14 protein-coding genes and 1 pseudogene are annotated in these 15842 nt (G+C 39.6%); 8 read left to right on the top strand and 7 right to left on the bottom strand.

Going from position 1 to position 15842, the window contains the following annotated elements; genetic code table 11:
- The first annotated feature begins 115 nt into the window (after positions 1 to 115).
- The 3 genes and pseudogenes from IQ246_RS03200 to IQ246_RS03190 form a co-directional block, all read left to right on the top strand.
- A complete protein-coding gene (locus IQ246_RS03200; RefSeq protein WP_194000062.1) occupies positions 116 to 1153 on the top strand; it encodes an ABC transporter substrate-binding protein in 1038 nt (345 codons plus the stop codon).
- Complete coding sequence (locus tag IQ246_RS03195) at positions 1150 to 1998, top strand: ABC transporter permease (RefSeq protein WP_194000060.1); 849 nt, start codon at positions 1150 to 1152, stop codon at positions 1996 to 1998. Before IQ246_RS03200 ends, IQ246_RS03195 begins: the two co-directional genes overlap by 4 nt.
- 142 nt (positions 1999 to 2140) lie before the next feature.
- Positions 2141 to 2827: pseudogene (locus IQ246_RS03190) on the top strand (ABC transporter ATP-binding protein); the annotation flags it as partial.
- 1 nt (position 2828) lies between these two features.
- Here the strand turns inward: IQ246_RS03190 and IQ246_RS03185 are convergent.
- Complete coding sequence (locus tag IQ246_RS03185) at positions 2829 to 3785, bottom strand: NAD(P)-dependent oxidoreductase (RefSeq protein WP_194000056.1); 957 nt, start codon at positions 3783 to 3785, stop codon at positions 2829 to 2831.
- Positions 3786 to 3974: 189 nt separating this feature from the next.
- On the bottom strand, positions 3975 to 5036 hold the full coding sequence (gene hemE / locus IQ246_RS03180) for a uroporphyrinogen decarboxylase (protein WP_194000055.1): 1062 nt from the start codon (positions 5034 to 5036) through the stop codon (positions 3975 to 3977).
- 116 nt (positions 5037 to 5152) lie between these two features.
- Between hemE and IQ246_RS03175 the strand changes: the two genes are divergently transcribed.
- Complete coding sequence (locus tag IQ246_RS03175; protein WP_194000054.1) at positions 5153 to 5902, top strand: hypothetical protein; 750 nt, start codon at positions 5153 to 5155, stop codon at positions 5900 to 5902.
- Positions 5903 to 5905: 3 nt separating this feature from the next.
- Here the strand turns inward: IQ246_RS03175 and IQ246_RS03170 are convergent, their stop codons facing one another.
- Entirely contained in the window at positions 5906 to 6802 is an 897-nt protein-coding gene (locus tag IQ246_RS03170; protein ID WP_194000053.1) for an LD-carboxypeptidase, read from the bottom strand.
- 289 nt (positions 6803 to 7091) lie between these two features.
- Between IQ246_RS03170 and IQ246_RS03165 the strand changes: the two genes are divergently transcribed.
- Both IQ246_RS03165 and IQ246_RS03160 read left to right on the top strand, forming a co-directional pair.
- Positions 7092 to 7982: a class I SAM-dependent methyltransferase gene (locus IQ246_RS03165; RefSeq protein WP_194000052.1), complete on the top strand. Its 891-nt coding sequence runs from the start codon at positions 7092 to 7094 to the stop codon at positions 7980 to 7982.
- A gap of 3 nt (positions 7983 to 7985) precedes the next feature.
- Entirely contained in the window at positions 7986 to 9716 is a 1731-nt protein-coding gene (locus tag IQ246_RS03160; protein ID WP_194000051.1) for a glycosyltransferase family A protein, read from the top strand.
- A gap of 59 nt (positions 9717 to 9775) precedes the next feature.
- On the opposite strand, the gene IQ246_RS03155 is transcribed toward IQ246_RS03160, so the two are convergent.
- A complete protein-coding gene (locus tag IQ246_RS03155; protein WP_194000050.1) occupies positions 9776 to 10744 on the bottom strand; it encodes a hypothetical protein in 969 nt (322 codons plus the stop codon).
- Positions 10745 to 11058: 314 nt separating this feature from the next.
- Between IQ246_RS03155 and IQ246_RS03150 the strand changes: the two genes are divergently transcribed.
- On the top strand, positions 11059 to 12102 hold the full coding sequence (locus tag IQ246_RS03150; protein ID WP_339379310.1) for a glycosyltransferase family 4 protein: 1044 nt from the start codon (positions 11059 to 11061) through the stop codon (positions 12100 to 12102).
- A gap of 67 nt (positions 12103 to 12169) precedes the next feature.
- Here IQ246_RS03150 and IQ246_RS03145 read toward each other — a convergent pair whose 3' ends face one another.
- Entirely contained in the window at positions 12170 to 12961 is a 792-nt protein-coding gene (locus IQ246_RS03145; protein ID WP_194000047.1) for a carbonic anhydrase, read from the bottom strand.
- Positions 12962 to 13128: 167 nt separating this feature from the next.
- Here IQ246_RS03145 and IQ246_RS03140 point away from each other — a divergent pair, with 167 nt between their 5' ends.
- A complete protein-coding gene (locus tag IQ246_RS03140; protein WP_194000046.1) occupies positions 13129 to 13581 on the top strand; it encodes a DUF2141 domain-containing protein in 453 nt (150 codons plus the stop codon).
- A 2-nt stretch (positions 13582 to 13583) separates the two neighbouring features.
- Here IQ246_RS03140 and IQ246_RS03135 read toward each other — a convergent pair whose 3' ends face one another.
- Complete coding sequence (locus IQ246_RS03135) at positions 13584 to 14483, bottom strand: HEAT repeat domain-containing protein (protein WP_194000044.1); 900 nt, start codon at positions 14481 to 14483, stop codon at positions 13584 to 13586.
- Between the two features lie 157 nt (positions 14484 to 14640).
- Positions 14641 to 15711, bottom strand: a complete 1071-nt coding sequence (locus tag IQ246_RS03130) for a DMT family transporter (protein WP_194000042.1) — start codon at positions 15709 to 15711, stop codon at positions 14641 to 14643.
- Between the last annotated feature and the right edge of the window lie 131 nt (positions 15712 to 15842).

Genomic DNA, 15842 nt, shown 5'->3' with positions numbered 1-15842 from the left:
ATACTTCACAAATAGATCATTAAATATCGATTTTAATTAACTTTATAACAACATAGACGTAAATATCTCCCAGCTAAAGTCCCTTACAACGAAGCGTAAGCCCGAGTTAAATATAATGAATATTCGCAAGTTATCATCTCTATTCACAGTCTTTTTACTCAGTCTTATTATCGCAATTAGTTGTACTCCCAACCAGCAAAATTCTACGCCGAGCAATTCTACTACCTCAGTTAATACTGCACCAGTTCTGGTTGGTTTTAGTGCTTGGCCAGGCTGGTTTCCGTGGCAAGTTTCTCAAGAGCAAAAGTTATTTGAGGCAAACAAAGTCAATGTAGATTTGAAGTGGTTTGATGGCTATTTAGATTCTATTAATGCCCTGCGAGCAGGTCAACTTAACGCCAACACCCAAACCTTGAATGATACGATTAGCTCAGTTGCAGCAGGTTCAGATCAAGTAATTGTTTTAGTCAACGATAATTCAACTGGTAACGACAAAATTATTGTCCGAGAAGGAATCAACAGCATTGCTGACCTCAAAGGTAAAAAAGTTGCTGCTGAAGAAGGAACAGTTGACCATTTTCTGTTATTACTAGGTTTGAAAACAGCAGGTTTAACCCAAGCTGATATTCAATTTCAACCACTAGAAACAGGCGCAGCAGCAGCAGCTTTTGTGGCTGGTCAAGTTGATGCAGTGGGAGTTTTTGCACCTTTTACCACAAAAGCTCTATCACGTTCTGGTAGCAAAGAATTATTTAGTTCTAAAGACTTTCCCGGTGCGATTCCCGACCATTTAGTTGTCAACCGCAGACTTATTAACGAACGTCCGCAAGATGTACAAGCTTTAGTCAATACTTGGTTTACTACTTTAGATTTCATCAAAGCAAACCCAGACAAAGCTTACGAAATTATGGCGAAACGCGCCGGCGTCTCAGTTTCCGAATATAAGGCATACGACGCAGGCACTAAAATCTTTTCAATAGAAGACAATTTGCAAGCTTTTAGTCCCGGTAAGGACATGAAATCCTTGAGTTACGCTGCTGGGGAAATTAGTAAATTTCTTGTTGAAGCTGGTTTGACAAAACAAGCACCTAATCTTAACCAAATCCTTGACGATCGCTTTGTCAAAGCCTACGCCGCGAAACAGAAATCATGAACCAATACGCTGAAGATTTACAGGAAATAAACTCTAAGCGTCCTCAGAAAATATTACCACAAACCGTTTTTTGGCGCATCGCTGAGGATATCCCTAAAAACTTGGCTTGGACTTTAATGTTCTTGTCCATTACTGTCCCTATACTTGTGTGGTGGATCGTTTCTAATACTGAATTAATTCCACCTTTATTTCTTCCTACTCCCGGTCAAGTTTGGAGTGCGTTTCAAAGACTTTTAGCAAGTGGCGATTTACAAAAAGATATTGCTTTTAGCTTGTTTCGCGTCGTGGCTGGTTTTTCTTTGGCGGCAATGGTTTCCATTCCTTTAGGTACTTTAATGGGGACTTTTGCTAGCTTCCGAGCATTGCTAGAACCAATCATTGGTATTGTTCGCTATATGCCAGCCCCGGCTTTTATTCCCTTACTAATTCTATATCTTGGGCTGGGAGAAACTCCAAAAATAATGCTGATTTTTATCGGCACTCTATTTTTTAACACCTTAATGGTGATGGATGCAGTCAAATTTGTTCCTAAACACTTATTAGAAACTACCTATACATTAGGGGGTCAAAGAAAACAAGTTTTACTACAAGTTATTTTTCCATTTATTCTGCCTAATATTATTGATACTTGTCGGGTTAACATGGCAGCATCTTGGAACTTAGTGATTGTTTCGGAATTAGTAGCAGCGACAGAGGGTTTAGGTCGGAGGATTAGTGTTGCTCAAAGATATCTTAAAACTGATGAAATTTTTGCTGGATTGATTGTTATTGGCTTGATTGGTTTAGCAATTGACCTTTTGTTTCGGTTGTTACTGCGCGTTTGTTGCAAGTGGGCTAAAGATTAGGCAATTCGTAATTCGTATTTAAAGACGCTTTATGCATTTAGAAGTTAATCAACTCCACAAACAATTTAAAACTAGACACGGTTTATTGACTGCACTTAAAAATATCAATTTGCACGTAGAAGAGGGTGAGTTTGTCTGTGCAGTAGGAGAAAGTGGTTCTGGTAAGTCAACATTATTGCGGTTAATTGCAGGCTTAGAGACTCCAACAGCAGGGGAGATCCTAGTTGATGGGATGCGCGTGACAGGGCCAGGGTGCGATCGCGGTATGGTATTTCAAAGCTACACTCTCTATCCCTGGATGAGTGTCATGGAAAACGTGGAATTTGGCTTAAAGCTGCAAGGTGTGCCTAAACTAAAGCGACGACAACAAGCCGCTGATTATTTAGAAGTGGTGGGGTTGTCGGGATTCGCTAAAGCGCTACCACAGGAACTTTCTGGTGGGATGAAACAACGAGTAGCGATCGCTCGTGCTTTAGCATCAAGACCCAAAATTTTACTCATGGATGAACCCTTTGGTGCGTTGGATGTGCAGACAAAAGAAGTCATGCAGCAATTTCTACTAGAAATTTGGCGTAGCACAAACACTACAATTTTTATGATTACTCACGATGTTGAGGAAGCAATTTTTCTATCTCAACGCATCTACGTGTTAAGCGCCCGACCAGGCACAATTAAGCAAGAATTGCAAATCCAATTGCCAAGCAAATCTGATCCTCAAGTTAAGCGTTATCCCATATTTCAGAAATACAAGGATAAAGTAATGAGTCTATTACATAATGATGGGGAGCAGTTAAGTGACAGTACAGAACCGCTACCTTTAATAAACTAAACTATTTAGCACTTTTAATACCGCTAATTTTCAAAACATCACTCATAGTTGCACAGTAATTTGGTAAATTAAAACTATCGGGATTGATTGCTTTTTCATAAGTAAAATGGCGATCGCTCATGCAGAATCTATCCCAAGCAGCCATCTGTATACGAAATACAGCAATAATTAAATTAGCCAACCCTAAAGATAGGGGAATGCGAAAGTAAATCTTTTTGCCCAGATAAGCACAAAGTTCTTTCACTGCTTGATTAGCAGTTAACGGCGCTTGACCTAAAACAAACTGACGTGGTTCATTTGTTTGGGGAGGATGATCAATCAAATATTGTACTACAGTGGCAACGTCTCGCCCGTGAATAAAGTGGAAACTGCCGTCTACCTTTAAAAAACGAATTAGATTAACATATTTCGTAATTTCTGGAATGCCAGATGTAGCATGGGAATAGGGTTTATTGGCATCGCCACCTAAAACTAAAGTAGGAAAAACAGCAGTAATTTTAGATGCGATCGCTAACTTCGATTTTTGATGTAAGCATTCATATTTGGAACGGATATAATCTGTACCAATTTCCCCTGCTTCTTTTAATGGTTGATTGTGGCGATCCAAAACACTAGCTGTAGAAAAATAAATTACCTGTTCGCAGCGGTCTGGATCTAGCAGCTTGAGTAACTCTATAGTTTTGACTACATTAATATCAAATGTCTCATCACCACCCCAAGCTGTGGCTGTGAGTACTGCTATATCAATTGTTTGCAGCAAATCAGCAAAATGGCTAATTTTCTGCATATCGCCCTGCAATACGGTGATACCTGGACGTGCTTGAATATCAACTTGCAGCTTATTGGGATTTCTAACTAGTAGAAATAACTCATGATTTGTATTTTGAATTAAAGTTTCTGAGATATAGTGACCAATACAGCCGCTTGCTCCGGTGACTAAAATCCGTTTCTGGCTCATTTTGGGTGTTTTAAAAGTTAGGAATTAAAAATAAATTTGTATCAGAATCGCGTTCGACGATCGCGGTAAAAGTTCTCATAAAAACCTAACTGTAAATTACTAAGAAAAGCAGAGGGAAGAGGGGGAGGAGGGTGAGAAAATAACCCTTGACTCTTGACCCTTGACTCTTGACCCTTGACCCTCTGCCTCCTAACCCCTAACTCCTGCCGCATCAAGTTGCTTTGCCGTTTCAAAGAAGAAAGCGACATTTTCCTCTGGAGTTTCTGGGAGTACACCATGACCAAGATTGAGAATATGACCCCAATTGCCAGCTTTGCGAACCGTATCGAGAATGCGATCGCGGATAAACTGTTTGGAACCAAATAACACTCCTGGGTCAAGATTTCCTTGCACTTTCACGTGCTTGCCTAATCTGGCTCTTGCTTCTGCCATATCCACCGCCCAATCTACGGTGACGACATCAGCGCCGGATATTGCCATTCTTTCCAACACACCAGCGCTACCGCTAACCAGCAAAATCAAAGGTGTATCGGGATGAGTTTGCTTGACTTGCTGGAAAACTCTTTGCTGATAGGGGAGAGCAAAAATGTCATAATCTTGAGGACTCAGTTGCCCTGCCCAAGAATCGAACATTTGCACAACTTGAGCACCGCAGTCAATTTGATAGCGCATGTAAACAGCGATCGCATCTGCTAATTTAGCTAACAATTGATGTAGTGTTGTCGGGTCAGAGAATGCCATGTTTTTGATGATGGAGTAGGTTTTAGAGCCTTTCCCTTCCACCGCATAAGCCGCTAATGTCCACGGCGCACCCACAAAGCCCAACACAGTTGATTTGTCGCCCACTTCTTGGCGCAACGCCTGCAAAATTGTTTTGATAAATGGTAGATCTGCTTCTGGCTCTAAGGGACGCAGGCGATCAATTTGTTCTTGAGTGCGGATAGGGGAGTAAATAATTGGCCCTTTACCTTCCGCAATGTCCATTTCAATGCCCAAACCGGGCAATGGAGTCACAATATCGGAAAATAAAATTACTCCGTCTGGCTGGAAAGCTCTCCAAGGTTGCAAAGAAACTTCAATCGCTACTTCGGGGATTTCCGAGCGATCGCGAAATGAAGGATACTTCTCCCGTAAGTCTCGATAAGCTTTCATATATCGTCCCGCTTGTCGCATCATCCATACAGGGGGACGATCTACTACTTCACCACGAGCAGCCCGTAACAGATGAGGAGTCGTTGAGGAAACACCCATTTATCACTTCATCCTAAGTCACTTTTTTATGCCACTGTTTAGCTTATCATTCTGGGATTACGCTTTTTCAGCAGGTTCACAGCAAAAGTACTATTCGCTTCTTTACTAAACTTTATATGCAATCTGACTCTGACAGTCCTTACCAAGTTGCATCTACTCACAGCGATTCCAACCCAGGAAAATTTTTGATTCCGCGCTCCCACAGACAAAGCTTCTTTCTCCAGTTTACCTTGATGAGCGTTGTTGGATGGGTTGTGGGTGGCATTGCCAGTATAGCGTTAGAAAAAATTATTTTAGAAAGCTTGCCACTTAGTATTGCTCAACAACCAACATTGAGCATTTTTGTCAGATTTCTTAGCAATGTTGTATTTGCAGTGATTTTCGCCGCCGACCAAGCGTTAATCATTTACAGTTATTTACCTGGTTGGCTGTGGATAATTGCTACCAGCGCCGGCTGGCTGATTACCAACAGCGTTTCTACAAACTGGATTAACTACATTTCATCCATTGCCTCATCATTAAATGAAACTTTATCTCCTGAAAAAGTTCTTATTTATGGATTTTTGTCAACTATTGCATATATTATTTCGGGAATTTGGCTGGGTCTTTGTCAATGGCTGGTATTAAGACGATACACAGCAGGCGTTTGGTGGTGGAGTTTTCTTCCCTCAATCTCCTTCTTGTTTATCAGTATCTTGATTTGGCTACTTTCGCTTGTACAAGATTTGATTCCAGAAGCAAGCCGTACTTCCATTCTCTATTGGAGTGGACAAGGATTTGCAGCAGTAATTCTGGGAGTTATACCAGCAATTGGCTTGTGTACCTTAAAAAGAAACTCTCAGCGCCACACTGGAATTTCTAGTTAATCATCAGAAATTCAATGTTCCCTGGTCTGCATCTAAAGTAACTTCCACACCAACTGGTAAAACTGCATTCGGCCCGTCGTGACCAAAAGGCAGGTTAGAGACAACAGGAATTCCTAAATTGCCTAAGCGATCGCGCAAAACTTCCTCTACCCTAAAGCTAGGTACATTTGGCGGTGCTTCACAGCGAGTAAAACTGCCTAAAGCAATCCCCCGGACTTTTGATAAAGCACCACTTAAACGCCACTGTGTCAGCATTCGGTCGATGCGGTAAGGTGCTTCTGTGACATCTTCTATTGCCCAAATTACACCATCCAGATTGGGTTGCAGTGGTGTACCTAAAAGATGAGTTGCCACAGTCAGATTACCGGGTAGCAAAACGCCAGTAGCAATACCGCCACCCCAAGCGCAACCTTTGAGAGGTTCAAGGGGACGCCCTTCCACCCAATTAAATAATCGCTCAAGTGACCAATCTGGCTCATCGGCGAGAGTTGTCAACACAGGGCCGTGAACGCCAGAAAACCCTACTTTGTAAAGGCTCCACAAGAGAGCGGTGATGTCAGAAAAGCCAATTAACCACTTTGGGAGTGCAGAACTGTCTGAGTGCCAATTCCAATTTTCTAAGATGCGGGTACTGCCGAAACCACCTCTAGCGCAGAGAATACCTCGACAATCTGGGTCTTTCCAGGCTGTGGCTAGCTGGTTACGGCGATTTTCATCGCTATTTGCTAAATAGCCCCATTTGTCATCTATCTTTGGAGGTATTTCTATGCGATAGCCGCGCGATCGCCAAATTTCTACACCCTGCTCAAACGCCGCCAATTCTCGTAAAGCACCACTAGGAGCAATGACTCGAAGCAAATCACCAGGTTTTAGAGGTAATGGCAAAATTTTAGATTTCATCTAGATTGCAGGGAATCCCAAATTGATGCTGAACCATCTTTAGTAATCGGTCTTGCCAAAATTATAAGGCTGCGATCGCTCCCCCATTGATCCAATTTGGGCGGCTTGTCCTTACAGAAGAGAAGACATCTGAACAGGAGCAACATTTTGTAAGAAATACGGGTACTAAAATAATGTCGAAAATTATATGGAGATGCTGTAAGCTGATATATCAGCGACTAAAAATACTTATTAAGTTTCGCTCGTCAAATGTTCAGAATAATCACAAAATTTTAAGTAATAGTCAAGTATGGATAGTGCAGATTTCCAACAAAAATTTTGGTTAGCCAGAGATAACTTCTTAGAAGCAATAGAAGAATGTAAACAAAATAATCATAATTTTTTTGAATTTGCTCAGCCTCTAAAAGAAATACATGTCAAGCAATGCAAGTTAATTTCAGCTAGGGAGAATCTGTTAAATTACTTGCCCAAAAATGCAGTTGTTGCTGAAGTTGGAACTCAAACAGGTTATTTTGCAAGAATGATCATCGATGTTACTCAACCAGTAACACTGCATACCATAGATATAAACTGGTCTATTTTTGAAAAAGAAAAATTTTTACAGGAAATGGAAAGTGGAGTTATACAAATTCACGAAGGTGATTCGGTAGAAAGACTTTCCCAGTTTCCTGATGGACATTTCGATTGGATATACATTGATGCAGACCATTCATATAATGGCGTTTCTAGAGATATACAATGCGCTTATCAAAAGCTGAAATCCAATGGAATTATAGTATTCAATGATTATACTTCATGGTCCCCACTTGAAGCATATCCATACGGGGTTTCAAGAGCTGTAAATGAGTTTTGCTTAACCCAAGGATGGGAGTTTATCTTCTTAGCTTTATCTCCCAATGGCTATCACGATGTTGCCATAAAAAAAATGGGTGTTGAAACATTAGATGCTCAAGTCACTGTTGACATTGATCAAGTTTCCACTCAGATTGAAGCTAATTTAGTGCAGCTACAATATGACAAAGCAAAATTGGCTTACAAAGCTAATGAAATGCAGCAACAAATAAAAGTTTTGCAATTAGAATATCAACAAATTGATGCTGAATTGAAGCGATCGCAACTGCAAGTACAACAGTTGCAAGCAGAGCTAGTAACCAAAACTGTGATTAAAGAAGATATTTGATAGATGATTGATGATGAATTAATGCTAAGTGTCAGTTCAGATGAAAGTTTTGATATTAATTTTAAAGATGTATTTGTTTCCAACTTTCTTCAATCCCCATCTGACAAAGTTGCCTTACTAGTTACTAATGAATATGAAGGTATTTTGGGGAATGGTGGAATTGGAACCTATTACAACACTTTAAGTCAAAAACTTTCGCAAAACGGATGGGATGTAATCCTGCTACTCTGCTGTGCTCCAAGTAAAATTGAGGGTAAATCAAATATACCTCATGTCAAACATATATTCTCTATTTGTGAGTTAGAGCAAGTTTTAAATCTTCAGCCTATTCACTCAGCAATTTTATCCCAACTTCAATATAGTAATCCGATTGATTACACAAGCTATTGTTGTTTGTTTTTCACTCAAGCTGTTACTGCTACTTTTAAAAACTCTCTTGTTTATGTGGAATTTCATGAATATTGCGGTATTGGCTACCGTAGTGTTCAAGCAAAACGAGCAAACATCTTAGAAGCTAACTGTTTGCTCGCTGTAACCATGCACGGTGGACATGAGTGGATATCTGAGACTAACAAAAAATATATCGAAAATGATCCTTATGTGTTCTGGCAAATTTGCTATTACGAACAGTATTCTTTTGAAAATGCTGATTTAGCCTTTTTCACGTCTTACCAACTTAAATCGAAAGTAGAATCTTACGGATGGAAAACGTCTCACTCACTATATCTTCCCTATTCTACACCCATACTTGAAAATATAGAAAAGCTAGAAATACCAGAAAAGAGCAGCTTATTTCAAATTAACGAACAATTCAAGCTTCATCAAATCAAGTATCTTGAAGAACTAGTTGTTAAATCATCTCCACAAACTGACACTCTACCAAAGGTGACTATTGGAGTAACATGCTATAACTTGGGCAAATACCTTTTAGACTGTCTTAATAGCCTCAATGTACAGACATATAAAAACTTAGAAATAATTGTTCTAGACGATGCTTCTACAGATGAACATACACAGGAGGTTATTAATCAAGCTCAGTTGATGTTTCCCAATTTTAAATTTATTAAATCTAATATAAATATAGGGTTAGGTGCGGCTCGTAACTACTTAGTTGAAATTGCCCAAGGGGATTATTTCATCCCTTTTGATGCTGATAATATAGCATTACCTTTCATGGTAGAAAAATATGTCAAAGCAGCACTGAGTTCTAATACTGCTATTGTTAACTCTCCAATGATGGCTTTTGGAACCCATACTATTGGCGTTAAACGTGATACTTCGATTTATTCTTTCACTGGTGGGTTACTACCTACCATGTTGCAAGAAAATTGTTGGGGTGATGCTGCTTCGCTGTTTTCTATAAGAATTTTACGTAAATTTAAACATCCTGAAGACAGAGGTATAGTAAGTCATGATTGGCAAATTATGGTGGCTACATCTGTAACTAGTGAAAAAATAGGCTATTACACATATCCTCTTTACTTTTACAGGCTGCGCCCTGATTCAATGATTCATTCTCAGAAAAATCATGCCCGCGATAAGTATCATCTTCGACGCTACTTATCTCAAATAGAACCATCAAATTATTCTCATCGCCATATATACATGTTGCTGACTGCTACACAACAACTTTTGCAATCTCAGCAACACTTGCAATCCCAACTTCACCAAGCTCAGGTAGAATTAGAAAGAGCAAAGTCTCAAATTGCAGATCTGGAAACAAGTAATATTTAATAATGATATTCTTGACTGATTTGAACAACTGGGAATCTTTACCTTGAGATTTTTAAAAGTCAAATATAAAAATTGTTAAATTCGTCAATCATCTGAATATAATTTTTGGTGATGTGACTAAAATCAAAATTTGCTCTAACATATTCTACAATTTCTTGGCGAACATATTTGTTTTTGTCAATCAAATCAATGATTGCGTCACAAACAATTTTTTGGTTTTCGGTAGTAGCATTAGTTAATATATCATCTGGCAAAACTCTGATAAAATCTTTAGAGTGCAAGTTAGCACTAGCAGATTCGGAAACAACAACACATAAACCTGCTGCCATTGCTTCTAGTACTACGAGTGGTGCAACTTCTCCATCACTAATTAAAACTAAACAACTATAATTGGTGAGTTGAGAATAAACTTGTTTTAAACTCCATACGCCTAAATGTTTTGTCGTTGAGCCTTCTACAAAATCAGGATCATCTACAGGGCCGACAAAATCTATTTCAAGCTTTCCATCTATGATTTGTGCCAGTATCTTCTGCTGTTTTCTTGGTTGAATCCAACCTAAACAAATAGCTTTATTATTTCCTTGCTCTTGAAAATTTACTTTTTGAGTATCAATACCATTCACTTGCACTGATATGTATCCAGAATACCCTGTTTGCAGGAAAAAATTTTTTGTTACCTGAGAAAGGGCAATTATCCCAGGTATACTTAAGAAATGTTGAAATCCTTGTTTAAAATCTTCTTCCCATTTATCTTCCTTTAGGAAATAACCATTATGACAGCTAAAACAATACTTCTGTTTAAGGCTTTGATTGAATTGACTAACAAATTGATAGGCGTGTAGATGCACAAAATCGTAATTGTTATTATTGATTTTATCTATAACTTCATTAACATCTTTATAGTTAAAAATATCTACTTGATGTCCAATGTTATCTAAAAAATATTTATACTCTTGTATCAGAGTCAAAATAGAATTTGATAAGGGAGGTGCAGGGACATAACCTCCTGCAACTAAGGCAATTTTCATGAAGGAATCTCTGATGTTTAAGAAATTATGGGTCAATAATACTACGATTTTGTCTCAGTATTCACGATTTTTAATAACTAAAGCGATTAGATTTTTATTTTAAAGGAGAATATGTTGAGTTCATGGTGACACACATTTATGGTATAATTTACCATGTATTTTTACTTAATTACCTTTTTATAAAGTTCATTTGACTTCAAGCGTCATGTACAATATTTTGGATATTTTCCATAAACTATAGAGACCAAGTTAGCAGAAAAAATGATGTTTATGAATATAAATTAACGACGAAAATGCACCATAAATTATTATTTATGTCTACCCCAATTGGTTCACTAGGTTCAGGATTGGGTGGCGGAGTGGAGTTGACCCTCTCTAACATTGCTAAAGAAATGCTGCGGCGAGGAAACAAATTAGAAATCGTCGCACCCCAGGGATCTGTTAGCAGTTCATTACCTATTAAGGAAATTCCTGGAGAACTCCAGATACCAGCCCAAAATCAGACACGTACTGAGCCAATTTTCATCCCGAAAAATTCTGTTTTGGGGAATATGTGGGATTATGCTCGCCAAGTGCAAGCAGACTATGATGTAATTGTGAATTTTGCTTATGATTGGCTGCCACTGTATTTAACACCATTTTTTAATCGTCCGATCGCCCATCTCATCAGTATGGGTTCTTTGACAGATGTTATGGATCAAATGATTGAACAGGTAGCAAATAATTTTCCAGGTACTATTGGCGTTCATGGTCAAACCCAAGCAGCTACTTTTACATTTGCAGATAAATGTAGATGTTTAGTAAATGGTTTGGATTTGTCTGTTTATCACTTTTGCAGTCAACCTGGTTCTTACCTGGCTTGGGTAGGTCGCATAGCACCAGAAAAAGGGCTAGAAGATGCTGTAGCAACAGCCCAGATTACGGGTATACCGATGAAAATCTTTGGATTAATACAGGATGTACCCTACTGGGAGCAAATTAATCGAGAATACCCTAATGCTCCAATAGAATACAGAGGATTTTTACCAACACACGAACTTCAAGAGGAATTAGGTCAGTGTCGAGCATTATTAATCACTCCCAGATGGATAGAGGCTTATCCTAATGTGGCATTAGAGGCGCTTGCTTGCGGTGTACCTTTGATTAGTTATCGTCGGGGTGGTTTAACAGAGATTATCCAGGAAGGTAAAACTGGCTTTTTGGTGGAACCTGATAGTGTCGAAGGTTTAGTCGAAGCTACAAAGCGTCTAGATCAACTTGATCGCCAAGCTTGTCGCCAGAAAGCAGAAACTGAATACTCTTCAGAAGCTATGGGCGATCGCGTTGAAGAATGGTTACAAATAATTCTGAGAACCTGACCTGACTTTGCAAATATACCCGGCTATTAGAAATTAGACATCTGTGAAAAAGAATGTATGGGCAAGTTTAATTGTCAACTATTCCCTCAGACTCAACCACTGAAATATAAATTTGCTTCGGGTTAATTTGTTGGACAACCGCAGGTAAGACCTCATCTGGTTCTTCACAACAACAACCTGCAACCCCATCTGTTGGTTTAAAATCAGTCAAAGTAATTAGAGGCTCTTTAATAAACAAAGGACATGAAGGCAATTGCCATTTTACAGTTGATATCTTCAAATCTTTGATTAATCCAGTGCTGATATCTAGCACCCAGCCATGAACCATAGGTGCTTTTTGGTCGTGGAGTGCCTTACGCATAATGGAAGTTTGGTAGAGATTTTTAACCTGTGCCAGAACATTGATTTCCGCTAGGCGATTCAGACGCTCTTTTCTTGTTGCTAAGACATTAATTTCGTCTTGATTTTGTAAATAAAGCTCCCGAATTGGATTCACCCAGTTATCAATAATTCCGGTTGTTCTGCCTTCTAACGCCGCCTTGATCCCACCACAATCATAGTGACCACAAACAATAATGTGTTTAACCTCTAGATGAGAAATTGCATATTCTAAAACGGATAAAAAGTTAATATCCGTCAGAGAAACTTGATTAGCAATATTACGATGTACAAAAAATTCTCCGGGTTCGCTGCGAGTAAAATTTGTTAAGGGCAGACGACTATCAGAACACCCAATGTAGAGAAAAGGTGGTTTTTGTCCATTGCTCAACTTTTCAAAGTAAGTTGAGTCTATAGCCAGCTTTTCTGTAACCCAAGCCTGGTTATTTTCAAGAAATTCGTGAATTTTATGATGTGGCATCAATCTTTGAGGGAGTCATCTATGATAAGTATTTTATATGACTTATAGCTGGAAATAGTTAATTGCTTAATGCAATCTTAAGTTATATTTGCATTTTCAAAATAAAGCCAATAAACTACAGTCAGTGCGGACTAAGCACTATTAAAAACGATACCACTGAAAATTTTATGGTCAAAAGATTGGGATTTAGTATGCTACTGCTAGCAGTTATGGGACTGGCATTGCCACTTAGCGCCAAGGCAGGTTTTAAGAGTAAACTCGCCGTAGAAATTGATGGATTAAAAAACAAACAAGGACAAGTCTGCGTTAGTATCTTTGCTAGTAGTCAAGGATTTCCCAATAATCGCGATCGCATTTTGCAAACACAGTGTACTAAAATTAACGAAACTCCCTTACTAATGAGCTTTGATAACTTGAAAGCAGGTAACTACGCCGTTGCTGTCATCCACGATCAAAATAATGACAGTACGCTCAACCTTAATGGTCTTGGTATGCCCATCGAAGGCTTTGGGTTTTCCAGAAACCCAGAAATTCGCACAAGTGCGCCCAAGTTTGGCGAAGCAGCGTTTTTGGTAGCAGGGCCGAACACCAATATTCAAATCCAGTTGAAATATTTTTAGGCTTATTGTCGTGAATCTTGGTGTGAATCTTCTGGTAAACTCTTTTGTTCAGACAAGCTACGTATTCGATTGATCTGAGTCAAAGCGTACCTTGCTGTTGCTTGCACTTCAGCATCGGGATCTTCCAGAGCATGACGCAACACCTGACTCATTTGACTCACCATGTCATAAACACGAGTCAAATCACGAATCGCATTTTGGCGCACTTGTGGACTTTTATCTTGCATTGAAATTGCCAAAGCACGGTTCATCGGTTTGAGTGTGCGGACACCAATTTCTGCTAAAGCTGCCAAAACTAAGCTAGTCTGTTGAGAATCTGTATCAATCATCAACTCCATCAGTGGCTGAATTGCTCGTGAGTCTCCCTGCTGACCCAAATCCCAAATAGCCTTGCGCCGCTTTGTTGGGTCGTGACTACCTAAGTCTTTAATCAATTCGTCAAAAATATTGACTTTAGCAAGACGAGAGGTTTTTTCTGGTAGCAGCAGATTTGTAGTTGATGATGTGTGTGAACTAGTTACAGATGTATCTTGATGCTGATTTGGTGTCGTCTCTGATGGTAACGGCGTTACAATTCGGTCTTTGTTAGCTTCACTTAAAGTTTTGAAATTTTGCGCTAATCTGACCTGACGAACCCATTTCATCAGATATAGCATTGCGCCAATAGTCCCCAAAGACCCAAGTCCCAATAGTGACCACCAAACTAAACCTCGCTGAGTTGGCTTAGGCTTAGCAATTGGTTGGGGAGTTGAATTAGCAAAAGCAAAAATTGGAGAAGCAATAATCGCAGAAGTAACAATGATTTTAGGTGGTAGGTTAGGTGTAGCTGTACTTGCCCGATTTGGGTAAACTAGGCAAGAGAAACAGGTAAATATTAAGATTGAGCAACGGCGCAGCCTCATAATTTTGGAAGTCTCAGCCTGAACGTGCTTTTGAAGTCATGGATACAACAATAACTTCCAGTGGTCTAAATGTTAACTAATAACGTGACACAAAAAATCTTGTCCGTATTCAGTTGTTATTAGTTACTCCTTTGCCCATCTCTTCATTTGTTGTTGGTTAGGGCAAGATTTCTGATTCAGATTCTCTCACTGTTAGGGTTACGGAATTTAGCTTATTAGCCGATGCTTCTAAAAGCTGTTGCTGCTGTGTAGTAATTTTTTCATTGACAGGAACCGTGTTATTTTGCCCAGATAAGGTATCGCGTTGGTTGATCAGATAGATGCTGATTAAAGTCAAGCCTACTCCCATCCACTGCAACAGACTGAGAACTTCTGAGAGGAAGAGATTACCAAAAAGCAGAGCAAAAATCGGTGTGAGGAAGGTGAGGGAACTGAGACTGGTGAGACTACCACTAGAGGCAAAGTAGAAAAACAATCCGTAAGCGATCGCACTGCCAAATATGGTAGCGTAACCCAAAGCCATCCACTCAGACGCTCCCAGATTTTGCCACTGCTGGGATTCAACAACTGAGGAAACTCCCCATAACGGTAATCCACCTAAAATCATGTGCCATCCTGTAGCAGATACCGGATCAGCATATTTACACACAAATCGGATCATTACCGTTCCCACAGCCATTGACAGCGCTGCTAACAGCATCAACCACTCACCACTAGCAAATAAATCTTGCCAGTTACCTAGTGTGATATTTGCACCTGAGTCCAGAAAATTTAAAATCAACTCATCCGGCAAACCAATTAAACTAATACCTGTGACTCCCAATCCTAACCCCAGCCATCCCCAAAAACCGATGTGTTCTTGGAATAGCCACAACGACAGCAAGGCGACAGCTAAAGGTTGCGAGTCAATCATCACAGACCCTAACCCAGCACTAGTTCTGACTAATCCCTCTGCCAAAAAGCCTTGAAATAGTGTCCCATCGACCAAGGCAAATAAGGTAATCCACAACCATGCTGACCAACCCTTGGGCTGGGGTCTACCCATTAATGCCGCTGCGATCAAAATTAACACTCCAGCTGGTAGCAAACGCACTCCAGCCATGAATAACGGTGTCGTGTGGGGTATTACTCCTTTCATCGCTACCATTGCCGTTCCCCATAGGAAAAACGGGGCGATTAACAATAGGGGAGCAAAGGGAAATCGGGACTCACTGAGTTTCAGCTGCATGGGTTTGCTGATGCCTTTATTTAACAAGCGCAAAAATTGCTTTACCCAATTTTACCGAATTATGTAGTTTTGTGTTCTTCATTAACCCATAGGACATCTAAGCCATGCCCAATGCCCCATCCCCCATCCCC

Source organism: aff. Roholtiella sp. LEGE 12411, from assembly GCF_015206995.1.
Lineage (GTDB): Bacteria > Cyanobacteriota > Cyanobacteriia > Cyanobacteriales > Nostocaceae > Komarekiella.
The sequence above is the reverse complement of the archived record's forward strand: the minus strand, read 5'-3'. Positions and strand labels throughout refer to the sequence as shown.

Excerpts from the sequence above, each read along its gene's own strand:
- IQ246_RS03200 (WP_194000062.1), top strand. The coding sequence starts at position 116 with ATGAATATTCGCAAGTTATCATCTCTATTCACAGTCTTTTTACTCAGT.
- IQ246_RS03195 (WP_194000060.1), top strand. The coding sequence starts at position 1,150 with ATGAACCAATACGCTGAAGATTTACAGGAAATAAACTCTAAGCGTCCT.
- IQ246_RS03185 (WP_194000056.1), bottom strand. The coding sequence starts at position 3,785 with ATGAGCCAGAAACGGATTTTAGTCACCGGAGCAAGCGGCTGTATTGGT.
- hemE (WP_194000055.1), bottom strand. The coding sequence starts at position 5,036 with ATGGGTGTTTCCTCAACGACTCCTCATCTGTTACGGGCTGCTCGTGGT.
- IQ246_RS03175 (WP_194000054.1), top strand. The coding sequence starts at position 5,153 with ATGCAATCTGACTCTGACAGTCCTTACCAAGTTGCATCTACTCACAGC.
- IQ246_RS03170 (WP_194000053.1), bottom strand. The coding sequence starts at position 6,802 with ATGAAATCTAAAATTTTGCCATTACCTCTAAAACCTGGTGATTTGCTT.
- IQ246_RS03165 (WP_194000052.1), top strand. The coding sequence starts at position 7,092 with ATGGATAGTGCAGATTTCCAACAAAAATTTTGGTTAGCCAGAGATAAC.
- IQ246_RS03160 (WP_194000051.1), top strand. The coding sequence starts at position 7,986 with ATGATTGATGATGAATTAATGCTAAGTGTCAGTTCAGATGAAAGTTTT.
- IQ246_RS03155 (WP_194000050.1), bottom strand. The coding sequence starts at position 10,744 with ATGAAAATTGCCTTAGTTGCAGGAGGTTATGTCCCTGCACCTCCCTTA.
- IQ246_RS03150 (WP_339379310.1), top strand. The coding sequence starts at position 11,059 with ATGTCTACCCCAATTGGTTCACTAGGTTCAGGATTGGGTGGCGGAGTG.
- IQ246_RS03145 (WP_194000047.1), bottom strand. The coding sequence starts at position 12,961 with ATGCCACATCATAAAATTCACGAATTTCTTGAAAATAACCAGGCTTGG.
- IQ246_RS03140 (WP_194000046.1), top strand. The coding sequence starts at position 13,129 with ATGGTCAAAAGATTGGGATTTAGTATGCTACTGCTAGCAGTTATGGGA.
- IQ246_RS03135 (WP_194000044.1), bottom strand. The coding sequence starts at position 14,483 with ATGAGGCTGCGCCGTTGCTCAATCTTAATATTTACCTGTTTCTCTTGC.
- IQ246_RS03130 (WP_194000042.1), bottom strand. The coding sequence starts at position 15,711 with ATGCAGCTGAAACTCAGTGAGTCCCGATTTCCCTTTGCTCCCCTATTG.